Origin of the sequence: Paracoccus benzoatiresistens (assembly GCF_026913015.1) — a bacterium.
Taxonomy (GTDB): Bacteria; Pseudomonadota; Alphaproteobacteria; order Rhodobacterales; family Rhodobacteraceae; genus Paracoccus; species Paracoccus benzoatiresistens.
In genome coordinates this window covers 15,351-35,596 of record NZ_JAPTYD010000027.1, presented here as the reverse complement: position 1 = coordinate 35,596, position 20,246 = coordinate 15,351, and the positions used below count along the sequence as shown (strand labels likewise).

The following is a 20,246-nucleotide window of genomic DNA, read 5'->3' as shown; positions in this document are numbered from 1 at the left end:
GCATAGGTCATGGCCTGTGCCCCATCAAGCGGGCCAAAAGCCGCAAGAGGCTCAGCCCTGCGCCGAAGCGGCAAGTCGCGCGGCGGCTGCCCGCCCGGCGTGCAATCCGCTGCCCATGCAGGCGGTCAGAAGATAGCCGCCGGTCGGCGCTTCCCAGTCCAGCATCTCTCCCGCGACAAAGACATCGGGCATGGCGCGCAGTTCCTGACCTTCAGTGACCGAATCCCAGGTCACCCCACCGGCCGAGGATATCGCCGTCTCGATCCCCATCGGGCCGTTGTGGCGCAGGGGCAGCGCCTTGGCCAGCGCCGCCCAGCCGGCGGGATCGTCTGGCAGGGGCCTGCCCCATTCCAGCAGCAGCGCGACCTTGACCGGATCGTCCAGCACGCGGCGCAGCCAGTTGCCCAGGGACAGCTTGCCCCTGGGTTTCGCGAAACGCGTGGCCAGGGCCGCGTGGTCCAGATCCGGCGCCAGATCGACAAGGCCTGCCGCCCCGTCGCGCAGCGCGGCCGAGATCTCGTAGATACCGCCGCCCTCGATCCCGTGGCGCCCGATGATCCATTCGCCCCGGCTGGCCAGACCGGCGGCCTGCAACGCCGTGCCCTTGACCGCAGCGCCGAAATGCCGCGCCATCTGCGCCGACCAGGCCACGCGAAAACCCATGTTCGCGGGGCGAAAGGGTGCGACCCGGACCCCGGCTTCCTGCAACCACGGCACCCAGGCCGCGTCTGATCCCAGCCGGGGCCAGCTTGCCCCGCCAAGCGCCAGAACCGTCACGCGAGGCTGGACGATGCGCAGCCCCTCGGGCGTCTCGAACCGGAACCCGTCCCCGATCCAGCGCCACCGGGTGCGCAGCTCGACCCCCCATTCGCGCAGCCGCGCCAGCCAGGCCCGCAGCAGGGGCGAGGCCTTCATGCCCACCGGAAACACCCGCCCGGTCGATCCGGTGAACAGTTCGATCCCCAGGCCGCGTGCCCAGGACATCACCTCTGCGGGGCCGAAGGCCGGTTCCTCTTCACGCAAATATCCCCCGGCTGGCCGTTGCGTCCGCCACCGGTCCGAGAACCCTTGGGCAGCGGACAGCGCCCCGCTGCCGCTGCCGAACCTTCGGGCGAAGGCCTCGGGCGGCTCGTCCTTGGTCAGGTTCAGCCCCGACTTCCCCGCCATCAGGAACTTGCGCGCAGGCGTCGGCATGGCCTCGGCCACCACCACCCGGCGTCCCGGCGCGGCCAGAGCCTCGGCGGCCATCAGGCCGGCGGGTCCCGCGCCGATGACCAGCGCGTCCACGGCCTCGGTCACCGCCGGCCCCGCGGGGACATCGCCAGCCGGATCAGCGCGCGTTCGACGAGGGCCTTCTGGGGCGCGCGGGTCGAACTGCGCAGCATCAGGTCGGTGTCCAGCAGCAGCCGCACCGCTTCCTCCAGCGGCCCCATGCCCCAGGCCTGCGCCTGCCGGGCCATCCGGTCGCGGCGGGGCCCGAAGACCGGCGGGCGCATCTTCGACAGCGCGACGCCTGGCCCGCCGGGGTCCGCGGCGGCGCCATGCAGGGCGCGGAAATGACGCAGGGCGGCGATGCAGAGCGTGACAGGGCTGACGCCCTGCCCCTCGATCCGGCGCATCATCGAACCGAACTCGGCCTCGCGCCGTTCGGCGACGATGTGGATCAGCTCGTCCAGGTCCGCCTCGATGGTGGCGGGCGCCATCAGGGCGATCTCGTCCCCGGTCAGGGGCGCGTCGTCGCCATGCTTGTAAAGGCCGATCTTCTCGATCGTCTGGCGCAGGTCGCCGGGATCCAGCGCCCGGGCCAGGACCATCATGTCCTTCATTGTCGCCGGGGGAACGTGGCGCAGCCCGGCATCGGCCAGCCAGCGCGCGACCTCCTCCTCTCCGGGGGGATCGTCATAGATAGGCGCGGTCACGGCAAGGGGATGGGGCTCGAACAGCTTGCGCAGGGCCGAGGATTTGCCCAGGGCGCCCGCCGCCACGACCATCACCGCATCGCCCGCGCGCCAGTCCGACAGCGCCGCGCGGATCGCGTCGGCGGCGGTATCGGGCGCATCCTCGACCAGCACGACGCGCGGGCCGGGAAAGAAGCCCACTTCCTTGATCGCGTCCAGAAGCTGCGCGGGATCCTTGCGCAACCCGGCCCCCGGCAGGCGGGTCAGGCGCATCTCCTCGTCGGCCTTGTCGCCGACCAGCGCCTTGACCGCCTCGGCCCGCTTCATCGCGACGCGCATGGCGTCCTGCCCATGGATCAGCAGCGCCGGGCGCGAAGGATCGGGCCGCGCCAGATAGCGCGCGATTTCCCCTCCCTTGAGGATCATGCGCGGATCATTCCGGCAGTTGCGCTGATGCCGCCAGCAGCCGCGTGACGACCTGATCGGCCAGCATCTCGGCCAGGCGGGTGCGCGCATCGCCTTCGGCGGCCAGCGTGGCAATGGTGGTGCCGGTTGTCGAATAGGAGGTGAAGTTGCTGACCCGTCCCTGCACCACCACCCTGCCCGCCCGGTCGGTCAGCGCGAAATCGGCGGTGCCGTTCAGTGAATAGCGGGTCGTGACCTCGTCGGGGGTGATCGCCTGCGGGACCACGCCCACATTGATGCGGTAATCCAGGTCGAGATCCGTCCCCTCGCCCCCCAGCCGTTCGGCCAGGCGGCGGTTGAAGGCGAAATCCTGATAGGTCTGGGGATCGCGCGGGCGGACCTTGCCGAACAGCCGCTGGCCCGCCCCGTTCGGACCATAGACCGGCGTCAGCCCGCAACCCGCCACCGCCAGCAGCCCCAGCAGGGCCGCCCGGCGGCTGGTCCGGTCAGGCGACCACATTGACGATCCGTCCCGGCACGACGATCAGCTTCTTGGGAGCCGCGCCTTCCAGGAAGCGGCGCACGGTGTCATCGGCCAGAACCATCGCCTCGATCTGGTCCTTGGACATGTCCTTGGCAACGCTGATCTCGGCCCGGCGCTTGCCGTTGATCTGGATCGGCAGGATGACGGTGTCATCCTCCAGCATCGCGGGATCCGCCTTGGGCCAGGGCGCGTCGACCAGCAGCCCCTGCCCGCCCGCCATGGCCCAGACCTCCTCGGCAAGGTGCGGCACCATCGGCCCCATCAGCTGCGCCATGATCCGCAGCACCGCCTTGCGCGATTCGCCGCCCGCCCTGGACTTGCCGACGGCATTCGCCAGCTCATAGATCTTGGCCACGGCCTTGTTGAAGGCAAAGCCCTCGATGGCGCGGGTCACGTCGGCGGTCGCGCGATGCGCGGCGCGGGTCAGGTCGGGATCCTCGGCGTCCTCGCCCGCCTCATCGGCCAGGCGCCAGACGCGGGCCAGGAACTTGTTGGCAGCCTCGGCCCCGGCGGCGGTCCATTCCACGTCACGCTCGGGCGGGCTGTCGGACAGCATGAACCAGCGCGCGGTATCGGCGCCGAAAGACTGCACGATGTTGACCGGATCGACGACGTTCTTCTTCGACTTCGACATCTTGGCCGAAGGGATGACCTCGACCACTGTCCCGTCCGCCAGCCTGCCGTCGGTCACATCCTCGGGCAGGTGATAGACCGGGCGGCCCCGGTCGTCGGTCGTCCTATAGATCTCATGCGTCACCATCCCCTGCGTGAACAGCGCGTCGAACGGCTCCTTGGCGCTCTCCGGCAGATGCCCGGTCTTGACCATCGCCCGCGCGAAGAACCGCGAATACAGCAAATGCAGGATCGCGTGCTCGATCCCGCCGATATACTGGTCCACGTTCATCCAGTAGTCGGCATCCGCCCGGTCGGTGGGCGTCGCCGCGTGCGGCGAGGTGAAGCGCGCGTAATACCAGGACGAATCGACGAAGGTGTCCATCGTGTCCGTTTCGCGCAGGGCGGCAGCACCGCATTGCGGGCAGGTGGCCTGCCGCCAGGTGGGGTGGCGGTCCAGCGGATTGCCCGGCACGTCGAAGGTCACGTCCTGGGGCAGCAGGACCGGCAGGTTTGCCTTGGCCTCGGGGACGGTGCCGCATGTGTCGCAATGCAGGACCGGGATCGGGCAGCCCCAGTATCGCTGGCGCGAGATGCCCCAGTCGCGCAGGCGGAACTTGGTCACGCCCTCGCCATAACCGTTTGCCTCGGCATGGGCGATGGCGGCATCCACGGCGGCCTCTCCGGTCTGGTCGGCTTCGCCCGAAAAACCCCGCACATAGGTGACGGTTTCGGACTTGAGCGGAACGTAGGGCGCCTTGGCGACCAGCGCATCGGCGGCGGCCAGATCCATCCCGCGTTCCCCGAAGGTCGCGCGGATCGGCAGGCCGTATTTCGTGGCGAACTCGTGGTCGCGTTCGTCATGCGCGGGCGATCCGAAGATCGCGCCGGTGCCGTAATCCATCAGCACGAAATTCGCGATCCAGATCGGCAGGCGCCAGTCCGCGTCGATGGGATGCCGGACGGTCAGGCCGGTGTCAAAGCCCATCTTCGGCGCGGTCTCGATGGCTTCCTCGGTCGTGCCGATCCTGCGGCATTCCTCGACAAAGGCCGCGACGCGGGGATCGGCGGCGGCCAGATCCTTGACCAGCGGGTGATCCGGCGACAGCGCGACGAAGCTGGCGCCCATCAGCGTGTCGGGGCGTGTGGTATAGACCTCGATCGCCTCGAATTCTTCCGGCGCATCGACCGTCTCGAACCGGAACTGCAGCCCGCGCGACTTTCCGATCCAGTTGGCCTGCATCAGCCGCACCTTTTCGGGCCAGCCGGTCAGCCCGTCCAGCGCCGACAGCAGCTCGTCCGAATAATCCGAGATGCGGAAGAACCACTGCGTCAGTTCGCGCCGCTCGACCGTGGCGCCGGACCGCCAGCCCTTGCCGTCGATGACCTGCTCGTTGGCGAGCACCGTCATGTCCACCGGGTCCCAGTTCACCTGCGCTGACTTGCGGGTGATCAGCCCGGCTTCCAGCATGTCCAGGAACATGGCCTGCTGCTGGTGGACGTAATCGTCGTCGCAGGTGGCAAACTCGCGCGACCAGTCGATCGACAGGCCGAGCGGCTTCAACTGCTCGCGCATGGTCGCGATATTGGCATAGGTCCAATCACGCGGATGGCCGCCCTGCTCCATCGCGGCGTTCTCGGCAGGCATCCCGAAGGCATCCCAGCCCATCGGGTGCAGCACGCTGAACCCTTGGGCGCGCTTGAAGCGGGCCACCACGTCGCCCATCGTGTAGTTGCGCACATGGCCCATGTGGATGCGCCCCGAAGGATAGGGGAACATCTCCAGCACGTAATACTTGGGCCGGCTGTCGCGCGTGGCGGCAAAGCTGCCGGCATCGGCCCAGGCTTGCTGCCACCGGGACTCAAGACTGGAGGGATCATAGGGCATCGGGCGGACCTTCGTCATTCGTCGCGCCCCGGTTTATACGGCGCGGCAGGACGGGTCCATAGCGCAGGGCGGGGTTTCACCCCACCCTGGTCAAAGCCGTCCGTCCTGGATGCGCAGCTGCCGGGCGCGGGTCAGGATCGCATCCTCGACCGCGCGGACCGTGCCAGGTTCCACCGCCGCGCCGCCGGGACCCTGCAGCGACAGCTTCAGGCTGCGGGCATCCAGGGCCGGATCGGCGATCTTGATCGTCGCGCGATAGGACCGCCCGCCGCCAGGAGGGGTGCCATAGCCGGTCTGGATGACCCCGGTGAAGGGATCGACCGTCTGGATCGGCAGGAAATTCAGCACTTCCAGGCTGGCGTTCCAGAGGTACTTGTTCACTCCGACCGTGTTGTTGGGGTTTTCCGAGCCCTCGAAGACATCCCAGATGGTGGTCTTGCGAACCTCGGGGCTCATGTCCGAGCCGTCATTGGGCCCGCTATTCCGCCCCGCCCCACCACCGCCGCAGGCAGCCAGCCCGGCGCAAAGCGTCGCTGCGATCATCAGGCGCGCGGCTTGTGCGGTTTTCATGCGGTCCCCCGTTTTTCGCGTCAGGTCTCGCTTTAGCGCGGATCGCCACCGCCCCACAAGCGCCTTGGTCCACGCCCCGGCCCCGGCCGAAATTCCGTTCACAAGAAGGTGTGGCCCTTGTGCATCACAGGCTTGGCCATGGCAGGGGGTCCCGCGCGATTCCGTTGCATCACGAATGAGGACGGGGGAAACAAGCTGCATACCCAAGACGGTAATGCCGGTTTGGGCATCAGAGAGACAAGAGGGAACTTCACATGAAAAAGGCTCTTATCGCCTCCACCGCGCTGGTCCTGACCGCCGGTGTGGCTGCTGCCGACGTCACCATCTCGGGTTACGGCCGGACCGGCGTGATCTATTACGAAAGCGACGACGACAGCATCAACATTAACGAAAGCCGCGTCCAGTCGCGCGTGCGCATGAATATCGATGCCAGCACCTCGACCGACCAAGGTGTTGACTTCGGGGCCCGCGTTCGCCTGCAGTGGGACCAGGGCGGCCTTGATGATGATCTGCTCAACCGCCTGCGCGGCGTCGAGGGCATCACCCTTGATGAGTTCCTGAACAGCCAGAACGGTACCGGAGCCGAGCCGAACGCCGGCAAGCTGTATGTCACCGCAAGCGGCCTTACAGTGGAAGTCGGTAACGTCGACACCGCGATGGACAGCAGCGGCCTGATCTATGCGACCGAACTGGGTGCCTATGACCGTTCGGTTGGCTTCAGCGGCGTTGTTGGCGCCTTCTTCGCCTACAGCGCGCGTCCCTACGTGCTCGAGCAGATCGATCGTCTTGGCATTCGCGCCGTCTACGCGATCGACAACCTGACAGTGCAGGCGTCCTATATCGATCCCGACCAGTCCGGCCGGATCAGCGACCTCGTTGACGAAGACGGCGAAGTGCTCTTCCCCAACACCGAGGAAGAGTTCGGCGTTGCTGTCGACTATACTTGGAACGAGCGTCTGGAACTGTCGGCCGCCTATACCAAGGATGGGCTGGGCATCGCCGACAACGACATCTTCTTCATCGGCGCGCGCTACGCGGTGATGGAGAATGCCCGCATCGGCCTGAACTATGTTGACACTCCTGACGAAGACGAAAACGGTGGCGTCGGCAACACTTTCGCCCTCTATGGCGACTATACGCTGGCCGATGGCTTGACCAACATCGAAGCCTACATTGCCAACAACGATCGTGACAGCAACGAGACCGATACCTCGTTCGGCGTCGGCGTGAACTACGATCTGGGCGGTGCTCGTCTGGGCGCCTCGCTGCAGAGCGACTACCAAGAGCGCATCACCGCCGACATGGGCGTGCGCTTCGACTTCTGATCCCCGGATCGGATGTCAAACTGAGGAGCGGGCCTTGCGCCCGCTCTTTTCTTTTTGTCTTGTCGCGTCATGGGACTGGATGACATCAGACGCCGCATCGCGGCCGCAGAAACCCGCGCCGGACGCGCCTCCGGCAGCGTCACGCTGATCGCCGTCAGCAAGGTGCAGCCCGAAGACCGGGTCACCGCCGTGCTGGATGCGGGCCAGCGCGTCTTCGGCGAAAACTACGTGCAGGAAGCGCAGGGCAAATGGCCCGGCTGGCGCGCCCGCTGGCCCGGCGTGGACCTGCACCTGATCGGCCCCTTGCAGTCCAACAAGGCCAAGGCGGCCGTCGAGCTGTTCGATGCGATCCACACGCTGGACCGCATGACGCTGGCCCGCAAGCTTGCGCAGCAGATCGACCAGCAGGGCCGCAGCCCGCAGTTGTTCATCCAAGTCAACACCGGCGACGAGCCGCAGAAGGCTGGGATCCTGGCGGACGAGCTGCCGGTTTTCCTGTCCTCTTGCCGCGACCTTGGCCTGTCCCCCCAGGGGCTGATGTGCATCCCGCCCGAGGACGAGGATCCCCTGCCCCATTTCCGCCTTTTGCGCCGCCTGGCGCAGGAGCACGGGCTGCCGAATCTCTCCATGGGCATGAGCGCGGATTTCGAGACCGCCATCGCCGAGGGCGCCACCCATGTGCGCGTCGGCTCGGCCATCTTCGGCGCCCGCAGCTACGCCTGAATTTCCTTCTTGCGAAACGCGGCGACCCCGCGTATGTCCGGCGGCGGGACACCCTTCCCCAACGAAGGGCTTCATAGCTGGAAGGCTAGCATGAAAGATCTGACGATCCCGGCTGCGCGCCCGGTCAATCCGCGCTTCTCCTCGGGCCCCTGTGCCAAGATCCCCCATTACAATCTGGACCTGCTGGCGGATGCTCCGCTTGGCCGCTCGCATCGTGCCGCTGTCGGCAAGGCGAAGCTGGCCGAGGCGATCGATCTGACGCGCGAGGTCCTGGGCGTCCCCGCCGATTACCGCATCGGCATCGTCCCCGGTTCCGACACCGGCGCGGTCGAGATGGCGATGTGGTCCCTGCTGGGCGCCCGCCCGGTCGAGATGCTGGCCTGGGAAAGCTTCGGCGAAGGCTGGGTCACCGACGCGGTGAAGCAGCTGAAGCTGGATGCGACCGTCCGCAAGGCCGACTACGGCAAGATCGTCGATTTCGCACAGGTCGATTTCGACAAGGACGTCGTCTTCACCTGGAACGGCACCACCAGCGGCGTGCGCGTCCCGAACGGCGACGCGATCCCGGCGAATCGCGCCGGCCTGACCATCTGCGACGCGACCAGCGCAGCCTTTGCCATGGACCTGCCCTTCGACAAGCTGGATGTGGTGACTTTCAGCTGGCAGAAGGTGCTGGGCGGCGAAGGCGCGCATGGGATGCTGATCCTGTCGCCGCGCGCGGTCGAGCGTCTGGAAACCCATACCCCCGCCTGGCCGCTGCCCAAGATCTTCCGCATGACCAAGGGCGGCAAGCTGATCGAGGGCATCTTCAAGGGCGAGACGATCAATACGCCGTCGATGCTGGCGGTCGAGGATTACCTAGTCGCGCTGAAGTGGGCGCAGTCGCTGGGCGGCGTGAAGGCACTGATCGCCCGGGCCGATGCCAACGCGGCTGCCGTGCGCAACTTCATCGCGGACAAGGACTGGATCGCCGATCTGGCCGAAGACCCGGCAACGGGGTCGAACACCAGCGTCTGCCTGCGCTTCACCGATCCGGTCATCAAGGATGGCGCGGCCTTTGCCAAGGCCGTCGCCAAGCGGCTTGAGAAAGAGGGCGTGGCGCTTGACGCGGGCGCTTATCGCGATGCTCCGGCAGGCCTGCGGATCTGGTGCGGCTCGACGGTCGAGACCAGCGATGTCGCGGCGCTGATGCCGTGGATCGAATGGGCTTATCGCGCCGAATTGGCCGCGCAGGAATAAGAAGCCGGGGGCCTGCCCCCCGGATCTCCGCAATATCACTACGGAAATGAACAGCGCCCCTGGGTGAAGGGTGGCGCATGAGAGGATGAACTGACATGCCGAAGGTTCTCGTGTCCGACAAGCTGTCGGAAACCGCCGTCCAGATCTTCCGCGACCGGGGGGTCGAGGTCGACTACCTGCCCGACCTGGGCAAGGACAAGGAGAAGCTGGCCGAGGTGATCGGGCAGTATGACGGCCTTGCGATCCGGTCCGCGACCAAGGTCACCGAAAAGCTGCTGCAGAACGCCACCAACCTCAAGGTGATCGGCCGCGCCGGGATCGGGGTGGACAACGTGGACATCCCGGCAGCCAGCAAGAAGGGGGTGATCGTGATGAACACGCCCTTCGGCAACAGCGTCACCACCGCCGAACACGCCATCGCTATGATGTTCGCCGTGGCCCGCCAACTGCCCGAGGCGTCCGCCAGCACCCATGCCGGAAAGTGGGAAAAGAACCGCTTCATGGGGGTGGAGCTTTTCAACAAGACCCTGGGCGTGATCGGCGCGGGCAATATCGGCTCGATCGTGATCGACCGTGCGCTTGGCCTGCATATGAAGGTGCTGGCCTATGACCCCTTCCTGTCGCCCGAGCGCGCCAAGGAGATCGGCGTCACCAAGGTGGAACTGGACGAATTGCTGGCAAAGTCCGACTTCATCACCTTCCACGTGCCCCTGACCGAGAAGACCAAGAACATCCTGTCGCGCGAGGCCATCGCCAAGCTGAAGCCGGGCGCGCGCATCATCAACTGCGCCCGTGGCGGCCTGGTCGATGAGGAGGCCCTGGCCCAGGCGCTGAAGGACGGTCGCGTCGCCGGTGCCGCCTTTGACGTCTTCGCGGTCGAGCCCGCCACCGAAAGCCCGCTCTTCAACCTGCCGAACGTGGTCGTGACCCCCCACCTGGGCGCATCCACCACCGAGGCGCAGGAGAACGTCGCCCTGCAGGTGGCCGAGCAGATGTCGGACTATCTGCTGACGGGCGCGGTGCAGAACGCGCTGAACATGCCCTCGGTCACGGCCGAGGAAGCCGCTGTCATGGGTCCCTGGATCAAGCTGGCCGGTCACCTGGGCGCCTTCGTGGGCCAGATGACCGAGGAGCCGATCAAGGCGATCAACGTGCTTTACGACGGCGTCGCATCGACGATGAACCTGAACGCGCTGAACGCGGCGGTCATCGCGGGCGTGATGAAGGCCACCAACCCGGACGTGAACATGGTCTCGGCCCCGGTCATGGCCAAGGAACGCGGCGTGCAGGTGGCCACCACCACCCAGGACAAGGCTGGCGTCTTCGAGGGCTATATCAAGCTGACGGTGGTCACCGACACCCGCGAACGGTCCATCGCCGGCACCGTCTTCAGCGACGGCAAGCCGCGCTTCATCCAGATCCGGGGCATCACCATCGACGCCGAGGTGGGGGCGCACATGCTGTATACCCGCAACAAGGACGTGCCGGGCGTGATCGGTGCGCTTGGCACGACACTGGGCGATCTGGGCGTGAACATCGCGAACTTCACCCTGGGGCGGTCGGCGCAGGGCAACGACGCCATCGCCATCCTGTACCTGGACGAGGCGATCAGCGATGCCGCCCTGGCCGCGCTGCAGAAGACCGGCAAGTTCCTGCAGGCCCGCCGGCTGCAGTTCGAGGTTTGACGATCCCGCCGCGTCCCCTTACGCAGGGGGCGCGGCACCGTTTGCCGCTGGCAAGGGGGCGGGATGCGGCTTTATGTCATTGGCGATGTCCACGGGCATCTGGACAAGCTGAAGGCCGCGCATGAACGCGTCTTCCGCGACGGCGGCTGGGATGCGGTCATCGCCCATGTGGGCGACCTGATCGACCGGGGCCCCGATTCGCGCGGCGCGGTCGATTACCTGATGACCGGCGAGGCCCAGGGGCGGCGCTGGATCGTCACGCGCGGCAACCATGACCGCTTCTTGCCGCAATACCTGCTGCAGCCCGACTGGGTCGATCCCGGCCTGAGTTCCCGGGAACACTGGACGCTGCATTCCGGTCTCGGCGCGCCCGAGACCTTGCGGTCCTATGGCGTCGACACCGCCCTGCCCCCGCAGCGTCTGCTGGCCGAGGCCAAGCGCGCGGTGCCCGCCGACCATGCCACCTATCTGGCCTCGCTGCCGCTTTACTTCCTGCACCCACTGGCGCTGGTGGTTCATGCCGGCGTCCGCCCCGGGGTCGATCTGCAGGACCAGGCCGAGGAGGATCTGGTCTGGATCCGGCAGGGTTTCCTGAACAACCTGCACGACCACGGCCCGCTGGTCGTGCATGGCCATACCGCGATCCAGACCGCGACCCATTACGGCAACCGCCTGAACGTCGATGGCGGCGCGGCTTATGGCCGGCCGCTCTGCGCGGTAGTGATCGAGAATGGCGCGGCGCATCTCTTGACCGAAGATGGCCGCGTCCCCCTGGAACCGGAGAACCTGCCATGCGAATGATTGCCGCCGCGCTGCTGATGCTGCCCGCCCTGGTCCCCGTCCAGAGCCAGGCCGAGGAGATCGCCCAGGTCGGCGTCGATTGGGTCGGCAACGACATCGTCATCGAGGCCATCCGCGACCCCGACGTGGGCGGCGTGACCTGCCATCTGGCCTATTTCGAACGCTCGGTCCTGGACCGGCTGAGCCAGGGGAACTGGTTCGAGGATCCCTCGAACAGCGCCATCCAGTGCAGCCGCACCGGCCCCGTCGATGTCAGCACCCTGCGGCCGGGCGCGCCCGAGGATGTGTTCAGCGAAGGCCGGTCGCTTCTGTTCAAGTCGCTGCGGGTCAAGCGCATCTATGACGCCGAGAACCGCGTGCTGGTCTATCTGGCCCATGCCAGCGAGTTGAGCGAGGGATCGGCCAAGATGTCGATGTCCACCGTGCCCCTGCCGGTGGAGGAAGCAGGCGCGCGGCCGACGGACTAGGAACCACCCGCCCTGTGTCCCCCACAACCCGGACGCTGCGGAAATCGTGCAAATGCTGGTGATCCGGTGGACAGAATCGGCTTGTGGGATTAGAACACCCGTCAGTCCTGTCCCGAAGCGCAGTGGAACATTCATGCAGGCACATCATCGTATTGCCAAATACAGCCTGGGTCAGATCGTCCGGCATCGGAACCGGCCGTTTCGCGGCGTGATTTTCGATGTGGATCCCGAATTCGCCAATACCCAGGAATGGTACGATTCGATCCCCGAGGATGTGCGCCCGACCAAGGACCAGCCCTTCTACCACCTTTATGCCGAGACCGAGGCGACCTATTACGTCGCCTATGTCTCGGAACAGAACCTTGTCCCCGACCAGTCGGGCGAACCCTTGGACCACCCCGAGGTGGTCGAGATGTTCGGCGATTTCGAGGACGGGCGCTATCCGCTGATGGGTCCGCTCAACTGATAGGGGACGGTGAAGGCCAGGCAGTTGCGGTGGTCTTCGCGGTAATAGCACAGCGACTGCGTCAGGCCCTGGATCAGGAACCAGCCGAAACCGCCTTCGGGCAGATCCAGCGGATCAAGCGCGGGCAGGTTGCGGGGCTTCAGGCAATCCGCGGGCAGCTTGCCCCCGTCATCGGTGATCGCGCAGGACAGCCCGCCTTCCTGCATGATCACGCACAGGTGCATCGACCCCGACCCGGCGCCCGGTGCCGCGGCATGTTCGGCCACGTTGTTCATCACCTCGGCCAGGACCAGTTCCAGGCGGCCCATCGCATCGGCATCGACCGCCGGGGTGAAACGGGCGCGCAGGTCGGTCAGGGCCTGGCGGACATCCTGGGGATCGGCCTGCAGCACGCGATGGAACATCGGCTGCGTCCTGGTTGCGGGGCGGGATTTCGGACCGGCATTCTGCCGTTCGATGGAACTCATTAAACTCACTCCTGGTAAGGCGGGTCAGGCTTGCGGGGTTGTGGCCGGTCTTATCTCGAAGACGCTGTCCATCCGTGTCAGGCGGAAGACCCGTTCCACGTTGGGCGTCAGCCCCTCCAGCACCAGCGGCAGGGATTCGGGCAGGGCCTTGCGCACCGCGATCATTGCGCCCAGACCCGAGCTGTCCATGAAATCGACCCGGCTCATGTCCAGTCGGACCGGCTTGCGGCCGCGAAGGACGATTTCGCGCAGCCGGTCCTTGAACCGGGTGGCGATGGCCGCGTCGATGCGCGTCTCGTCCACGGTGACGACCAGTTGGGCTTCGGTTTCGTTGATGATCAGTGTCGGCATTCTGTTCCCCTGCGCTTTCAGGGACCAGCCCTAGGGGAAAAAGATTACCATCCGGTAAGCGCCCCTGCTGGTCGCCGCCTTGCGGCGCCTTGGCAGGGACGTGACCACGACCTGCCCAAAGTTTCGGCATGATTCCCGGTTGCTGCTTCTGGCTGCCCATGTTGCGGCCCGTGGCTGCGGAACTTTCGCGCAGCAATCGCTATTCCTCTGTGGACTTGGCAAAAACCGTCTCCGATCATCCGGGAAGAAGGCCTGCGAAGGGTCCGGTGTCAGCGGGTGGATGAATGACGTATTACAACGAGATGTATGAGGGATCGCGGGTCCGCGAACCCTATGCGCGCCTGAGCCAGTGGGTCGAGACGATGCCCGCCGATTTCCGGCAGATGAAGCAGGCCGAGGCAGAGGCCCTGTTCCGCCGCATCGGCATCACCTTCGCGGTCTATGGCGAAGGCGGCGACCCGGACCGGCTGATTCCCTTCGACATGATGCCCCGCGTCTTCGAGCAGGCCGAATGGCGCAAGCTGGAACGCGGCATCAAGCAGCGCGCCCGCGCCCTGAACGCATTCCTGCGCGACGTCTATGGCCGGGCCGAGATCGTGCGCGCGGGCCGCATTCCCGCCCGGCTGGTCTATCAGAACGAGGCCTATGAGAAGGCTGTGGTCGGCGTCGTGCCCCCGCGCGGCGTTTATTCCCACATCATCGGCATCGACCTGGTGCGCACCGCCAAGGACCAGTTCTTCGTGCTGGAGGACAACTGCCGCACGCCGTCCGGCGTCAGCTACATGCTGGAAAACCGCGAGATCATGATGCGCATGTTCCCCGGCCTGTTCCGCGGCAACCGGATCGAGCCCGTGGACCAGTATCCCGACCTGCTGCGCCGCACGCTGGAATCCGTCGCGCCCGCCAAGTGCCACGACCGGCCCACCTGCGTGATCCTGACCCCCGGCCATTTCAACAGCGCCTATTACGAGCACAGCTTCCTGGCGAACCTGATGGGCGTCGAACTGGTCGAGGGCGCCGATCTGTTCGTGGATGGCGAATTCGTCTACATGCGCACGACCCAGGGGCCGAAGCGCGTCGATGTCATCTATCGCCGGATCGACGACCCCTTCCTGGACCCCCTGTGCTTCCGCCCCGATTCGATGCTGGGCGTGCCGGGGCTGATGGATGTCTATCGCTCGGGCGGTGTGTCGATCTGTTCCGCGCCGGGTGCGGGCGTGGCCGACGACAAGGCCATCTACACCTTTGTCCCCGAGATGGTCCGCTTCTATCTGGGCGAGGAACCCTTGCTGCAGAACGTCCAGACCTGGGCGCTGTGGAAGGACGACGACTACAGATACGTCATGGAAAACCTGCCCGACCTGGTGGTGAAGGAGGTCCACGGATCGGGCGGCTACGGGATGCTGGTCGGGCCGAAATCCACCAGGGAGGAGATCGAGACCTTCCGCGCCAAGATCGAGGCCAATCCCGGCAACTACATCGCCCAGCCGACCTTGGCGCTGTCCACCTGCCCCACCTTTGTCGAGGAAGGCTTGGCGCCCCGCCATGTGGATCTGCGGCCCTATTGCCTTTGCGGCGACCGGATCGAGCTTGTGCCGGGCGGCCTGACCCGCGTGGCGCTGCGCGAGGGCAGCCTTGTCGTGAACTCGTCGCAGGGCGGGGGCGTCAAGGACACCTGGGTCCTGTCGGAATAGGAAGGGGGACAGCAATGCTCAGCCGCACAGCCGCCAACCTTTTCTGGATGGGCCGCCACCTGGAACGCGCCGACACCGCCGCGCGCCTTCTGGACGTGGGTCAGCGGATCACGCTGCTGCCCAACACCGCCTCGGGCTATCAGAACGAATGGAACTCGCTTCTGCAGGCCTCGGGCACGGCCAATCTTTTCGCCGAGAAATACGGCGAGATCAGCCAGGAGAATATCGAGGAATTCATCTTCTTCGACCGCCAGAACCCGTCCTCGGTCATGTCCTGCATCGAAAAGGCGCGCGAGGCGGGCCGGATCGTGCGCACCGCCCTGACCAGCCAGGTCTGGGACGCGCTGAACGTGGCCTATCAGGATCTGCGCAGAATCGGACGGATGCCGCGCGACAAGCTGGACACGGGCTCGCTGACGGATTTCACGACCAGCCATACCTCGACCGTAAGGGGCGCGATCAATGCCACGCAGCTTCGCAACGACGGCTGGCATTTCATGAACCTGGGCTATGGGCTGGAACGCGCGGATGCGACGGCGCGGCTGCTGGACGTCAAGTATTACGTCCTGCTGCCCCGGATCGAGTTCGTGGGCTCGGGGCTGGACACCTATCAATGGCAGGTGATCCTGCGCGCCCTGTCGGCGCACCGGGCCTATCACTGGGCCTATGGCGGCGACATCACGGCGGGACGGGTCGCGGATTTCCTGATCCTCAACGGCGAAAGCCCGCGGTCGCTGATCACCTCGCTCTATGAAGCCGTCTGGAACCTGGAGGGTCTCGCCAAGCGTTACGGCGAGACGGTGCCCACCAATGCCCGCGACAAGGCGCAAGAGGTTCTGGGCCGCCTGCAGGCCCATGACATCGACATGATCTTCGACGAAGGGCTGCATGAATTCCTGACCTGGTTCATCGGAGAGATCGGCACGATCTCGACCCTGGTGCACGAGGATTACCTGCTGGGGGGATCGTAAGGATGAAGCTGCGCATCTTTCACCAGACCGTCTATCGCTATGACCGGCCGGTCAGGAACCTTGTGCAAAGCCTGCGCCTGACGCCCTCGGTTTGCGAAGGCCAGCGCACCCATGACTGGCAAATCGAGGTGACCGGCGGCATTCGCGGCCCCGGCTTTCGCGACGGCGCCGGCGACTGGATCGAGGGCTGGACCGTGCGCGGCCCGACCGAGGAAGTGGTGGTCACCATCAGCGGCCGGGTCGAAACCCGCGACACCGCGGGCGTGCTACGCGGCCATCGCGAGTTGATCCACCCGCTGGCCTATGGGCGCGACACGGCGGCGACCAGAGCCGACGCAGCCCTGAAGGATCTGGCCGGTTCCGTCACGGATTCCGCCGATTCGCTGGACCTGGCGCACAAGCTGTCGGCGGCCGTGGCGGATGCCATCGCCTATGCGCCCGGCCGGACGGAATTCCACACCACGGCCGCCGAGGCATTGGCGCAGGGCGAAGGCGTGTGCCAGGACCACGCCCATGCCTTGATCAGCGTCGCCCGCCGGCGCGATCTGCCCGCGCGCTATGTCTCGGGCTACCTTCAGGCCAGTGCCGCGGGCGAGGCGCACGAGGCCTCCCATGCCTGGGCCGAAATCCATGTGGAGCGTCTGGGTTGGGTCGGCTTCGATCCGGCGAACCGCTGCTGCCCCGACGAACGCTATGTCCGGCTGGGATCGGGGCTTGACGCCTTGGACGCGGCACCGATCCGGGGCATTGCGGCAGGCCAGGGTGCCGAGACACTGGATGTTGCCGTCAATGTCGAAGAGGTCGATCGTTTCCAGAACCAGAGCCAGAGCCAGAGGCAAAGCTGAAGCGAAAGGGTGGACCGCCCGCTCTTGGCCTGTGGCCATTCACCCTGCTGATCTTCGGGCCGGGATGACACATCGGGCCCGAGGCAGAATTGCCGCAGCATGTCCGCCCCGCCGCCGGGACCGTTGCGGCCAGTCCTGCCTGCCGCTAGATTGCGGGCCGATCATGACGGGGAAGACGCAGCCATGACCTATTGCGTCGGGTTGAAGCTGAACGCCGGGCTGGTGCTGCTGTCGGACACGCGCACCAATGCCGGGCTGGACAATATCGCCTGCTATCGCAAGATGTTCTTCTTCGAACAGCCCGGCGAACGCGCGATCGTGGTGATGACCGCCGGATCGCTGTCGGTCACGCAGACGACGCTGGCCCGCCTGACCGAGGCCATCCACGACGAGATGGCGGACGAAACGACCTCGATCATGAAGGCCCAGACGATGCTGCAGGTCGCCACGATCATCGGCGACACGCTGTCGCGCACCCGGCGCGAGATCGCCGAACAATGCCGCGACCTGCGCCAGCAGGCCTCGGCCAGCATGATCGTCGCGGGCCAGCGCTGCGGCGGGGACATGCGCATGTTCCTGATCTATCCCGAAGGCAATTTCATCGAGGCGACCGAGGACACGCCCTTCCTGCAGATCGGCGAACACAAGTACGGCAAGCCGATCCTGGACCGCGTGGTCACGCCCGGCACCAACCTGGCAGACGCGCAAAAGGCGGTTCTGCTGTCGATGGATTCCACGCTGCGGTCGAACCTGTCGGTCGGGATGCCGCTGGACATGGCGATCATCGAAAAGGACGCCTGCGCCGTCACCTCGCGCCGCCGCATCCTGGACGGCGATGCGGATTTCGCACGGATGAGCGCGGCCTGGTCTGCCGCCCTGCGCGACAGCTTCGTGAAGGTCAGCCTCTGACGCGTGCATTTCGCGTCCTGCCGCAATACAGATTTGCCCCGGATCCAGGTTGAGCCGGTCGTGACGTAACGTTAAACGGGACCACCACCGTCGGAGGATCCCATGAGCGAAAAGACCAGCAACCGCACCCGCATCACCCCCGAAGAAGCGCTGGCCTACCACATGGAGCCGCGTCCGGGAAAATTCGACGTGGTCGCCTCGACCCCCATGACGACGCAGCGCGACCTGTCGCTGGCCTATTCGCCGGGTGTCGCCGTTCCCGTCCAGGCCATCGCCGACCGCCCGGAAACCGCCTATGACTATACCACCAAGGGCAACATGGTCGCCGTGATTTCCAACGGCACCGCCATCCTGGGGATGGGCAACCTGGGGGCGCTCGCCTCGAAGCCGGTGATGGAAGGCAAGGCGGTGCTGTTCAAGCGCTTTGCCGACGTGAACGCCATCGACATCGAACTGGATACCGAGGACCCGGACGAGTTCATCAACGCCGTCCGCTTGATGGGTCCGACTTTCGGCGGCATCAATCTGGAAGACATCAAGGCGCCCGAATGCTTCATCATCGAGCAGCGCCTGAAGGAAATGATGGACATCCCAGTCTTCCACGACGACCAGCACGGCACCGCCGTGATCTGCGCGGCGGGGCTGCTCAATGCCCTGGAACTGTCGGGCAAGAAGATCGAGGACGTGAAGATCGTCCTGAACGGCGCGGGCGCCGCGGGAATCGCCTGCCTGGAGCTGCTGAAATCCATGGGCGCGCGGCATGAAAACTGCATCATGGCCGACACCAAGGGCGTCATCTACCAGGGCCGGACCGAGGGGATGAACCAGTGGAAATCGGCCCATGCGGTCGTGACCGAGGCCCGCACCCTGGAAGACGCGATGAAGGGCGCCGACGTCTTCCTGGGCGTTTCGGCCAAGGGCGCGGTGACGCAGGCGATGGTCGAAAGCATGGCCGACAACCCGGTGATCTTCGCCATGGCGAACCCCGACCCGGAAATCACCCCCGAGGACGCCCATGCCGTCCGCCCCGACGCCATCGTCGCCACGGGCCGCAGCGACTATCCCAACCAGGTCAACAACGTCCTGGGCTTTCCCTACCTGTTCCGCGGCGCGCTCGACATCCACGCTCGCGCCATCAACGACGAGATGAAGATCGCCTGCGCCGAGGCGCTTGCGAAGCTGGCGCGCGAGGATGTGCCGGACGAGGTCGCCGTGGCCTATGGCCGCAAGCTGCAGTTCGGGCGCGACTATATCATCCCGACGCCCTTCGATCCGCGCCTGATCCATGTCGTTCCCCCTGCGGTTGCCCGCGCGGGCATGGATACAGGCGTCGCGCGCCGCCCGATCATCGACATGGATGGATACATCCAGGCGCTGAAGAACCGCATGGATCCGACCGCCGCGATCCTTCAGGGCATCCATGCGCGCGCGCGGCAAAGCCAGGCGCGGATGATCTTTGCCGAAGGCGACGATCCCCGCGTCCTGCGCGCCGCCGTCGCCTGGCAGCGCGGCGGGATGGGCCAGGCCCTTGTGGTGGGTCGCGAAGCCGACGTGAAGGAAAAGCTGGAAGCCGCCGGCCTGGCTGATGCGGTGCGGGAACTGACCGTGGTGAACGCGGCCAATTCCCGGCACCTGGATGCCTATCACGAGTTCCTTTACGCGCGCCTGCAACGCAAGGGCGTGGACCGCGAGGATGCGCACAAGCTGGCCAACCGTGATCGCCACGTCTTTGCCGCGCTGATGCTGGCCCATGGCCATGGCGACGGGCTGGTGACGGGCGCGACCCGCAAGAACGCCCCGGTGCTGGCGCAACTGGGCAAGGTCTTCGACCTGCGCCCGCAGGACGGCGCGGTCGGCATCACGGCGGTCCTGCACAAGGGCCGGATCGTGCTGATCGGCGACACGCTGGTCCATGAATGGCCCGAGGCCGAGGATCTGGCCGACATCGCCACCCGCGGCGCCGCCGTCGCGCGCGGCCTTGGCCTTGAACCGCGTGTGGCCTTCCTGTCGTTTTCGAACTTCGGCTATCCGGTCAGCGAGCGCGCCATCAAGATGGCCGAGGCGCCCAAGGTCCTGGACCGCCGCGGCGTCGACTTCGAATACGAGGGCGAGATGACGGTGGACGTGGCGCTGAACATGGAATCGGCCGCGCGCTATCCCTTCAGCCGGCTGACCGGGCCGGCCAACGTGCTGGTCGTGCCGGCGCGGCATTCGGCCTCGATCAGCGTGAAGCTGATGCAGGAAATGGCGGGCGCCACGGTGATCGGCCCCATCCTGACCGGCGTGCCGCAGCCGATCCAGATCTGCTCGACCACCTCGACGGTGAACGACATCCTGAACATGGCGGCGATCTCGGCGGGTGGGTTGGGAACGGGGCGGTAAGGAC

General features: G+C 66.2%; 19 protein-coding genes. 12 read left to right on the top strand and 7 right to left on the bottom strand.

Annotated features, from left to right (window positions below):
* Positions 1-51: 51 nt before the first annotated feature.
* The 5 genes from OU682_RS15635 to OU682_RS15615 form a co-directional block, all read right to left on the bottom strand.
* On the bottom strand, positions 52-1,287 hold the full coding sequence (locus OU682_RS15635) for a BaiN/RdsA family NAD(P)/FAD-dependent oxidoreductase (protein WP_268943122.1): 1,236 nt from the start codon (positions 1,285-1,287) through the stop codon (positions 52-54).
* An 8-nt stretch (positions 1,288-1,295) separates the two neighbouring features.
* Positions 1,296-2,324 (bottom strand): DNA polymerase III subunit delta, encoded by a 1,029-nt coding sequence (gene holA, locus OU682_RS15630; RefSeq protein WP_268943102.1) that lies wholly within the window; start codon positions 2,322-2,324, stop codon positions 1,296-1,298.
* Positions 2,325-2,331: 7 nt separating this feature from the next.
* The gene (lptE, locus tag OU682_RS15625) at positions 2,332-2,823 is read right to left on the bottom strand and encodes an LPS assembly lipoprotein LptE (RefSeq protein ID WP_268943101.1); all 492 of its coding nucleotides are present in this window, start codon (positions 2,821-2,823) and stop codon (positions 2,332-2,334) included.
* Positions 2,810-5,347 (bottom strand): leucine--tRNA ligase, encoded by a 2,538-nt coding sequence (gene leuS / locus OU682_RS15620; RefSeq protein WP_268943121.1) that lies wholly within the window; start codon positions 5,345-5,347, stop codon positions 2,810-2,812. The genes lptE and leuS overlap by 14 nt, the downstream gene beginning before the upstream one ends.
* 90 nt (positions 5,348-5,437) lie before the next feature.
* Positions 5,438-5,917, bottom strand: a complete 480-nt coding sequence (locus OU682_RS15615) for a DUF3576 domain-containing protein (RefSeq protein ID WP_268943100.1) — start codon at positions 5,915-5,917, stop codon at positions 5,438-5,440.
* Positions 5,918-6,171: 254 nt separating this feature from the next.
* Between OU682_RS15615 and OU682_RS15610 the strand changes: the two genes are divergently transcribed.
* The 7 genes from OU682_RS15610 (at position 6,172) to hspQ (ending at position 12,623) form a co-directional block, all read left to right on the top strand.
* The gene (locus OU682_RS15610) at positions 6,172-7,242 is read left to right on the top strand and encodes a porin (protein ID WP_268943099.1); all 1,071 of its coding nucleotides are present in this window, start codon (positions 6,172-6,174) and stop codon (positions 7,240-7,242) included.
* A gap of 69 nt (positions 7,243-7,311) precedes the next feature.
* A complete protein-coding gene (locus tag OU682_RS15605; RefSeq protein WP_268943098.1) occupies positions 7,312-7,965 on the top strand; it encodes a YggS family pyridoxal phosphate-dependent enzyme in 654 nt (217 codons plus the stop codon).
* A 90-nt stretch (positions 7,966-8,055) separates the two neighbouring features.
* Positions 8,056-9,204, top strand: coding sequence for a phosphoserine transaminase (locus OU682_RS15600; protein WP_268943097.1), 1,149 nt, complete (start codon positions 8,056-8,058; stop codon positions 9,202-9,204).
* Between the two features lie 95 nt (positions 9,205-9,299).
* Positions 9,300-10,889, top strand: a complete 1,590-nt coding sequence (serA, locus tag OU682_RS15595) for a phosphoglycerate dehydrogenase (RefSeq protein WP_268943096.1) — start codon at positions 9,300-9,302, stop codon at positions 10,887-10,889.
* Between the two features lie 63 nt (positions 10,890-10,952).
* Entirely contained in the window at positions 10,953-11,690 is a 738-nt protein-coding gene (locus tag OU682_RS15590) for a metallophosphoesterase (protein WP_268943095.1), read from the top strand.
* Entirely contained in the window at positions 11,681-12,157 is a 477-nt protein-coding gene (locus OU682_RS15585) for a CreA family protein (protein WP_268943094.1), read from the top strand. The genes OU682_RS15590 and OU682_RS15585 overlap by 10 nt, the downstream gene beginning before the upstream one ends.
* Positions 12,158-12,290: 133 nt before the next feature.
* Positions 12,291-12,623 carry a heat shock protein HspQ gene (hspQ, locus tag OU682_RS15580; RefSeq protein ID WP_268943093.1) on the top strand — a complete coding sequence of 111 codons (333 nt, stop codon included), beginning with the start codon at positions 12,291-12,293 and terminating at the stop codon, positions 12,621-12,623.
* On the opposite strand, the gene OU682_RS15575 is transcribed toward hspQ, so the two are convergent.
* Positions 12,596-13,090, bottom strand: a complete 495-nt coding sequence (locus tag OU682_RS15575) for an ATP-binding protein (protein WP_268943092.1) — start codon at positions 13,088-13,090, stop codon at positions 12,596-12,598. The genes hspQ and OU682_RS15575 overlap by 28 nt on opposite strands.
* A 24-nt stretch (positions 13,091-13,114) precedes the next feature.
* Positions 13,115-13,441 carry an STAS domain-containing protein gene (locus tag OU682_RS15570; protein WP_268943091.1) on the bottom strand — a complete coding sequence of 109 codons (327 nt, stop codon included), beginning with the start codon at positions 13,439-13,441 and terminating at the stop codon, positions 13,115-13,117.
* A gap of 284 nt (positions 13,442-13,725) precedes the next feature.
* Between OU682_RS15570 and OU682_RS15565 the strand changes: the two genes are divergently transcribed.
* The 5 genes from OU682_RS15565 to OU682_RS15545 all read left to right on the top strand — a co-directional run bounded on the left by OU682_RS15565 (position 13,726) and on the right by OU682_RS15545 (position 20,242).
* Positions 13,726-15,135, top strand: coding sequence for a circularly permuted type 2 ATP-grasp protein (locus OU682_RS15565; protein ID WP_268943090.1), 1,410 nt, complete (start codon positions 13,726-13,728; stop codon positions 15,133-15,135).
* Between the two features lie 14 nt (positions 15,136-15,149).
* On the top strand, positions 15,150-16,106 hold the full coding sequence (locus OU682_RS15560; RefSeq protein ID WP_268943089.1) for an alpha-E domain-containing protein: 957 nt from the start codon (positions 15,150-15,152) through the stop codon (positions 16,104-16,106).
* Positions 16,107-16,108: 2 nt separating this feature from the next.
* Positions 16,109-16,951 (top strand): transglutaminase family protein, encoded by an 843-nt coding sequence (locus OU682_RS15555; RefSeq protein ID WP_268943088.1) that lies wholly within the window; start codon positions 16,109-16,111, stop codon positions 16,949-16,951.
* Positions 16,952-17,134: 183 nt separating this feature from the next.
* Positions 17,135-17,860: a proteasome-type protease gene (locus OU682_RS15550; RefSeq protein WP_268943087.1), complete on the top strand. Its 726-nt coding sequence runs from the start codon at positions 17,135-17,137 to the stop codon at positions 17,858-17,860.
* A gap of 102 nt (positions 17,861-17,962) precedes the next feature.
* A complete protein-coding gene (locus tag OU682_RS15545) occupies positions 17,963-20,242 on the top strand; it encodes an NADP-dependent malic enzyme (protein ID WP_268943086.1) in 2,280 nt (759 codons plus the stop codon).
* Positions 20,243-20,246: the final 4 nt, after the last annotated feature.

Coding starts and splice junctions, on each gene's coding strand:
- hspQ (WP_268943093.1), top strand. CDS start 12,291: ATGCAGGCACATCATCGTATTGCCAAATACAGCCTGGGTCAGATCGTC.
- lptE (WP_268943101.1), bottom strand. CDS start 2,823: ATGTGGTCGCCTGACCGGACCAGCCGCCGGGCGGCCCTGCTGGGGCTG.
- OU682_RS15575 (WP_268943092.1), bottom strand. CDS start 13,090: ATGAGTTCCATCGAACGGCAGAATGCCGGTCCGAAATCCCGCCCCGCA.
- leuS (WP_268943121.1), bottom strand. CDS start 5,347: ATGCCCTATGATCCCTCCAGTCTTGAGTCCCGGTGGCAGCAAGCCTGG.
- OU682_RS15610 (WP_268943099.1), top strand. CDS start 6,172: ATGAAAAAGGCTCTTATCGCCTCCACCGCGCTGGTCCTGACCGCCGGT.
- OU682_RS15545 (WP_268943086.1), top strand. CDS start 17,963: ATGAGCGAAAAGACCAGCAACCGCACCCGCATCACCCCCGAAGAAGCG.
- OU682_RS15555 (WP_268943088.1), top strand. CDS start 16,109: ATGAAGCTGCGCATCTTTCACCAGACCGTCTATCGCTATGACCGGCCG.
- OU682_RS15585 (WP_268943094.1), top strand. CDS start 11,681: ATGCGAATGATTGCCGCCGCGCTGCTGATGCTGCCCGCCCTGGTCCCC.
- OU682_RS15560 (WP_268943089.1), top strand. CDS start 15,150: ATGCTCAGCCGCACAGCCGCCAACCTTTTCTGGATGGGCCGCCACCTG.
- OU682_RS15550 (WP_268943087.1), top strand. CDS start 17,135: ATGACCTATTGCGTCGGGTTGAAGCTGAACGCCGGGCTGGTGCTGCTG.
- OU682_RS15615 (WP_268943100.1), bottom strand. CDS start 5,917: ATGAAAACCGCACAAGCCGCGCGCCTGATGATCGCAGCGACGCTTTGC.
- OU682_RS15565 (WP_268943090.1), top strand. CDS start 13,726: ATGACGTATTACAACGAGATGTATGAGGGATCGCGGGTCCGCGAACCC.
- serA (WP_268943096.1), top strand. CDS start 9,300: ATGCCGAAGGTTCTCGTGTCCGACAAGCTGTCGGAAACCGCCGTCCAG.
- OU682_RS15570 (WP_268943091.1), bottom strand. CDS start 13,441: ATGCCGACACTGATCATCAACGAAACCGAAGCCCAACTGGTCGTCACC.
- OU682_RS15605 (WP_268943098.1), top strand. CDS start 7,312: ATGGGACTGGATGACATCAGACGCCGCATCGCGGCCGCAGAAACCCGC.
- OU682_RS15600 (WP_268943097.1), top strand. CDS start 8,056: ATGAAAGATCTGACGATCCCGGCTGCGCGCCCGGTCAATCCGCGCTTC.
- holA (WP_268943102.1), bottom strand. CDS start 2,324: ATGATCCTCAAGGGAGGGGAAATCGCGCGCTATCTGGCGCGGCCCGAT.
- OU682_RS15590 (WP_268943095.1), top strand. CDS start 10,953: ATGCGGCTTTATGTCATTGGCGATGTCCACGGGCATCTGGACAAGCTG.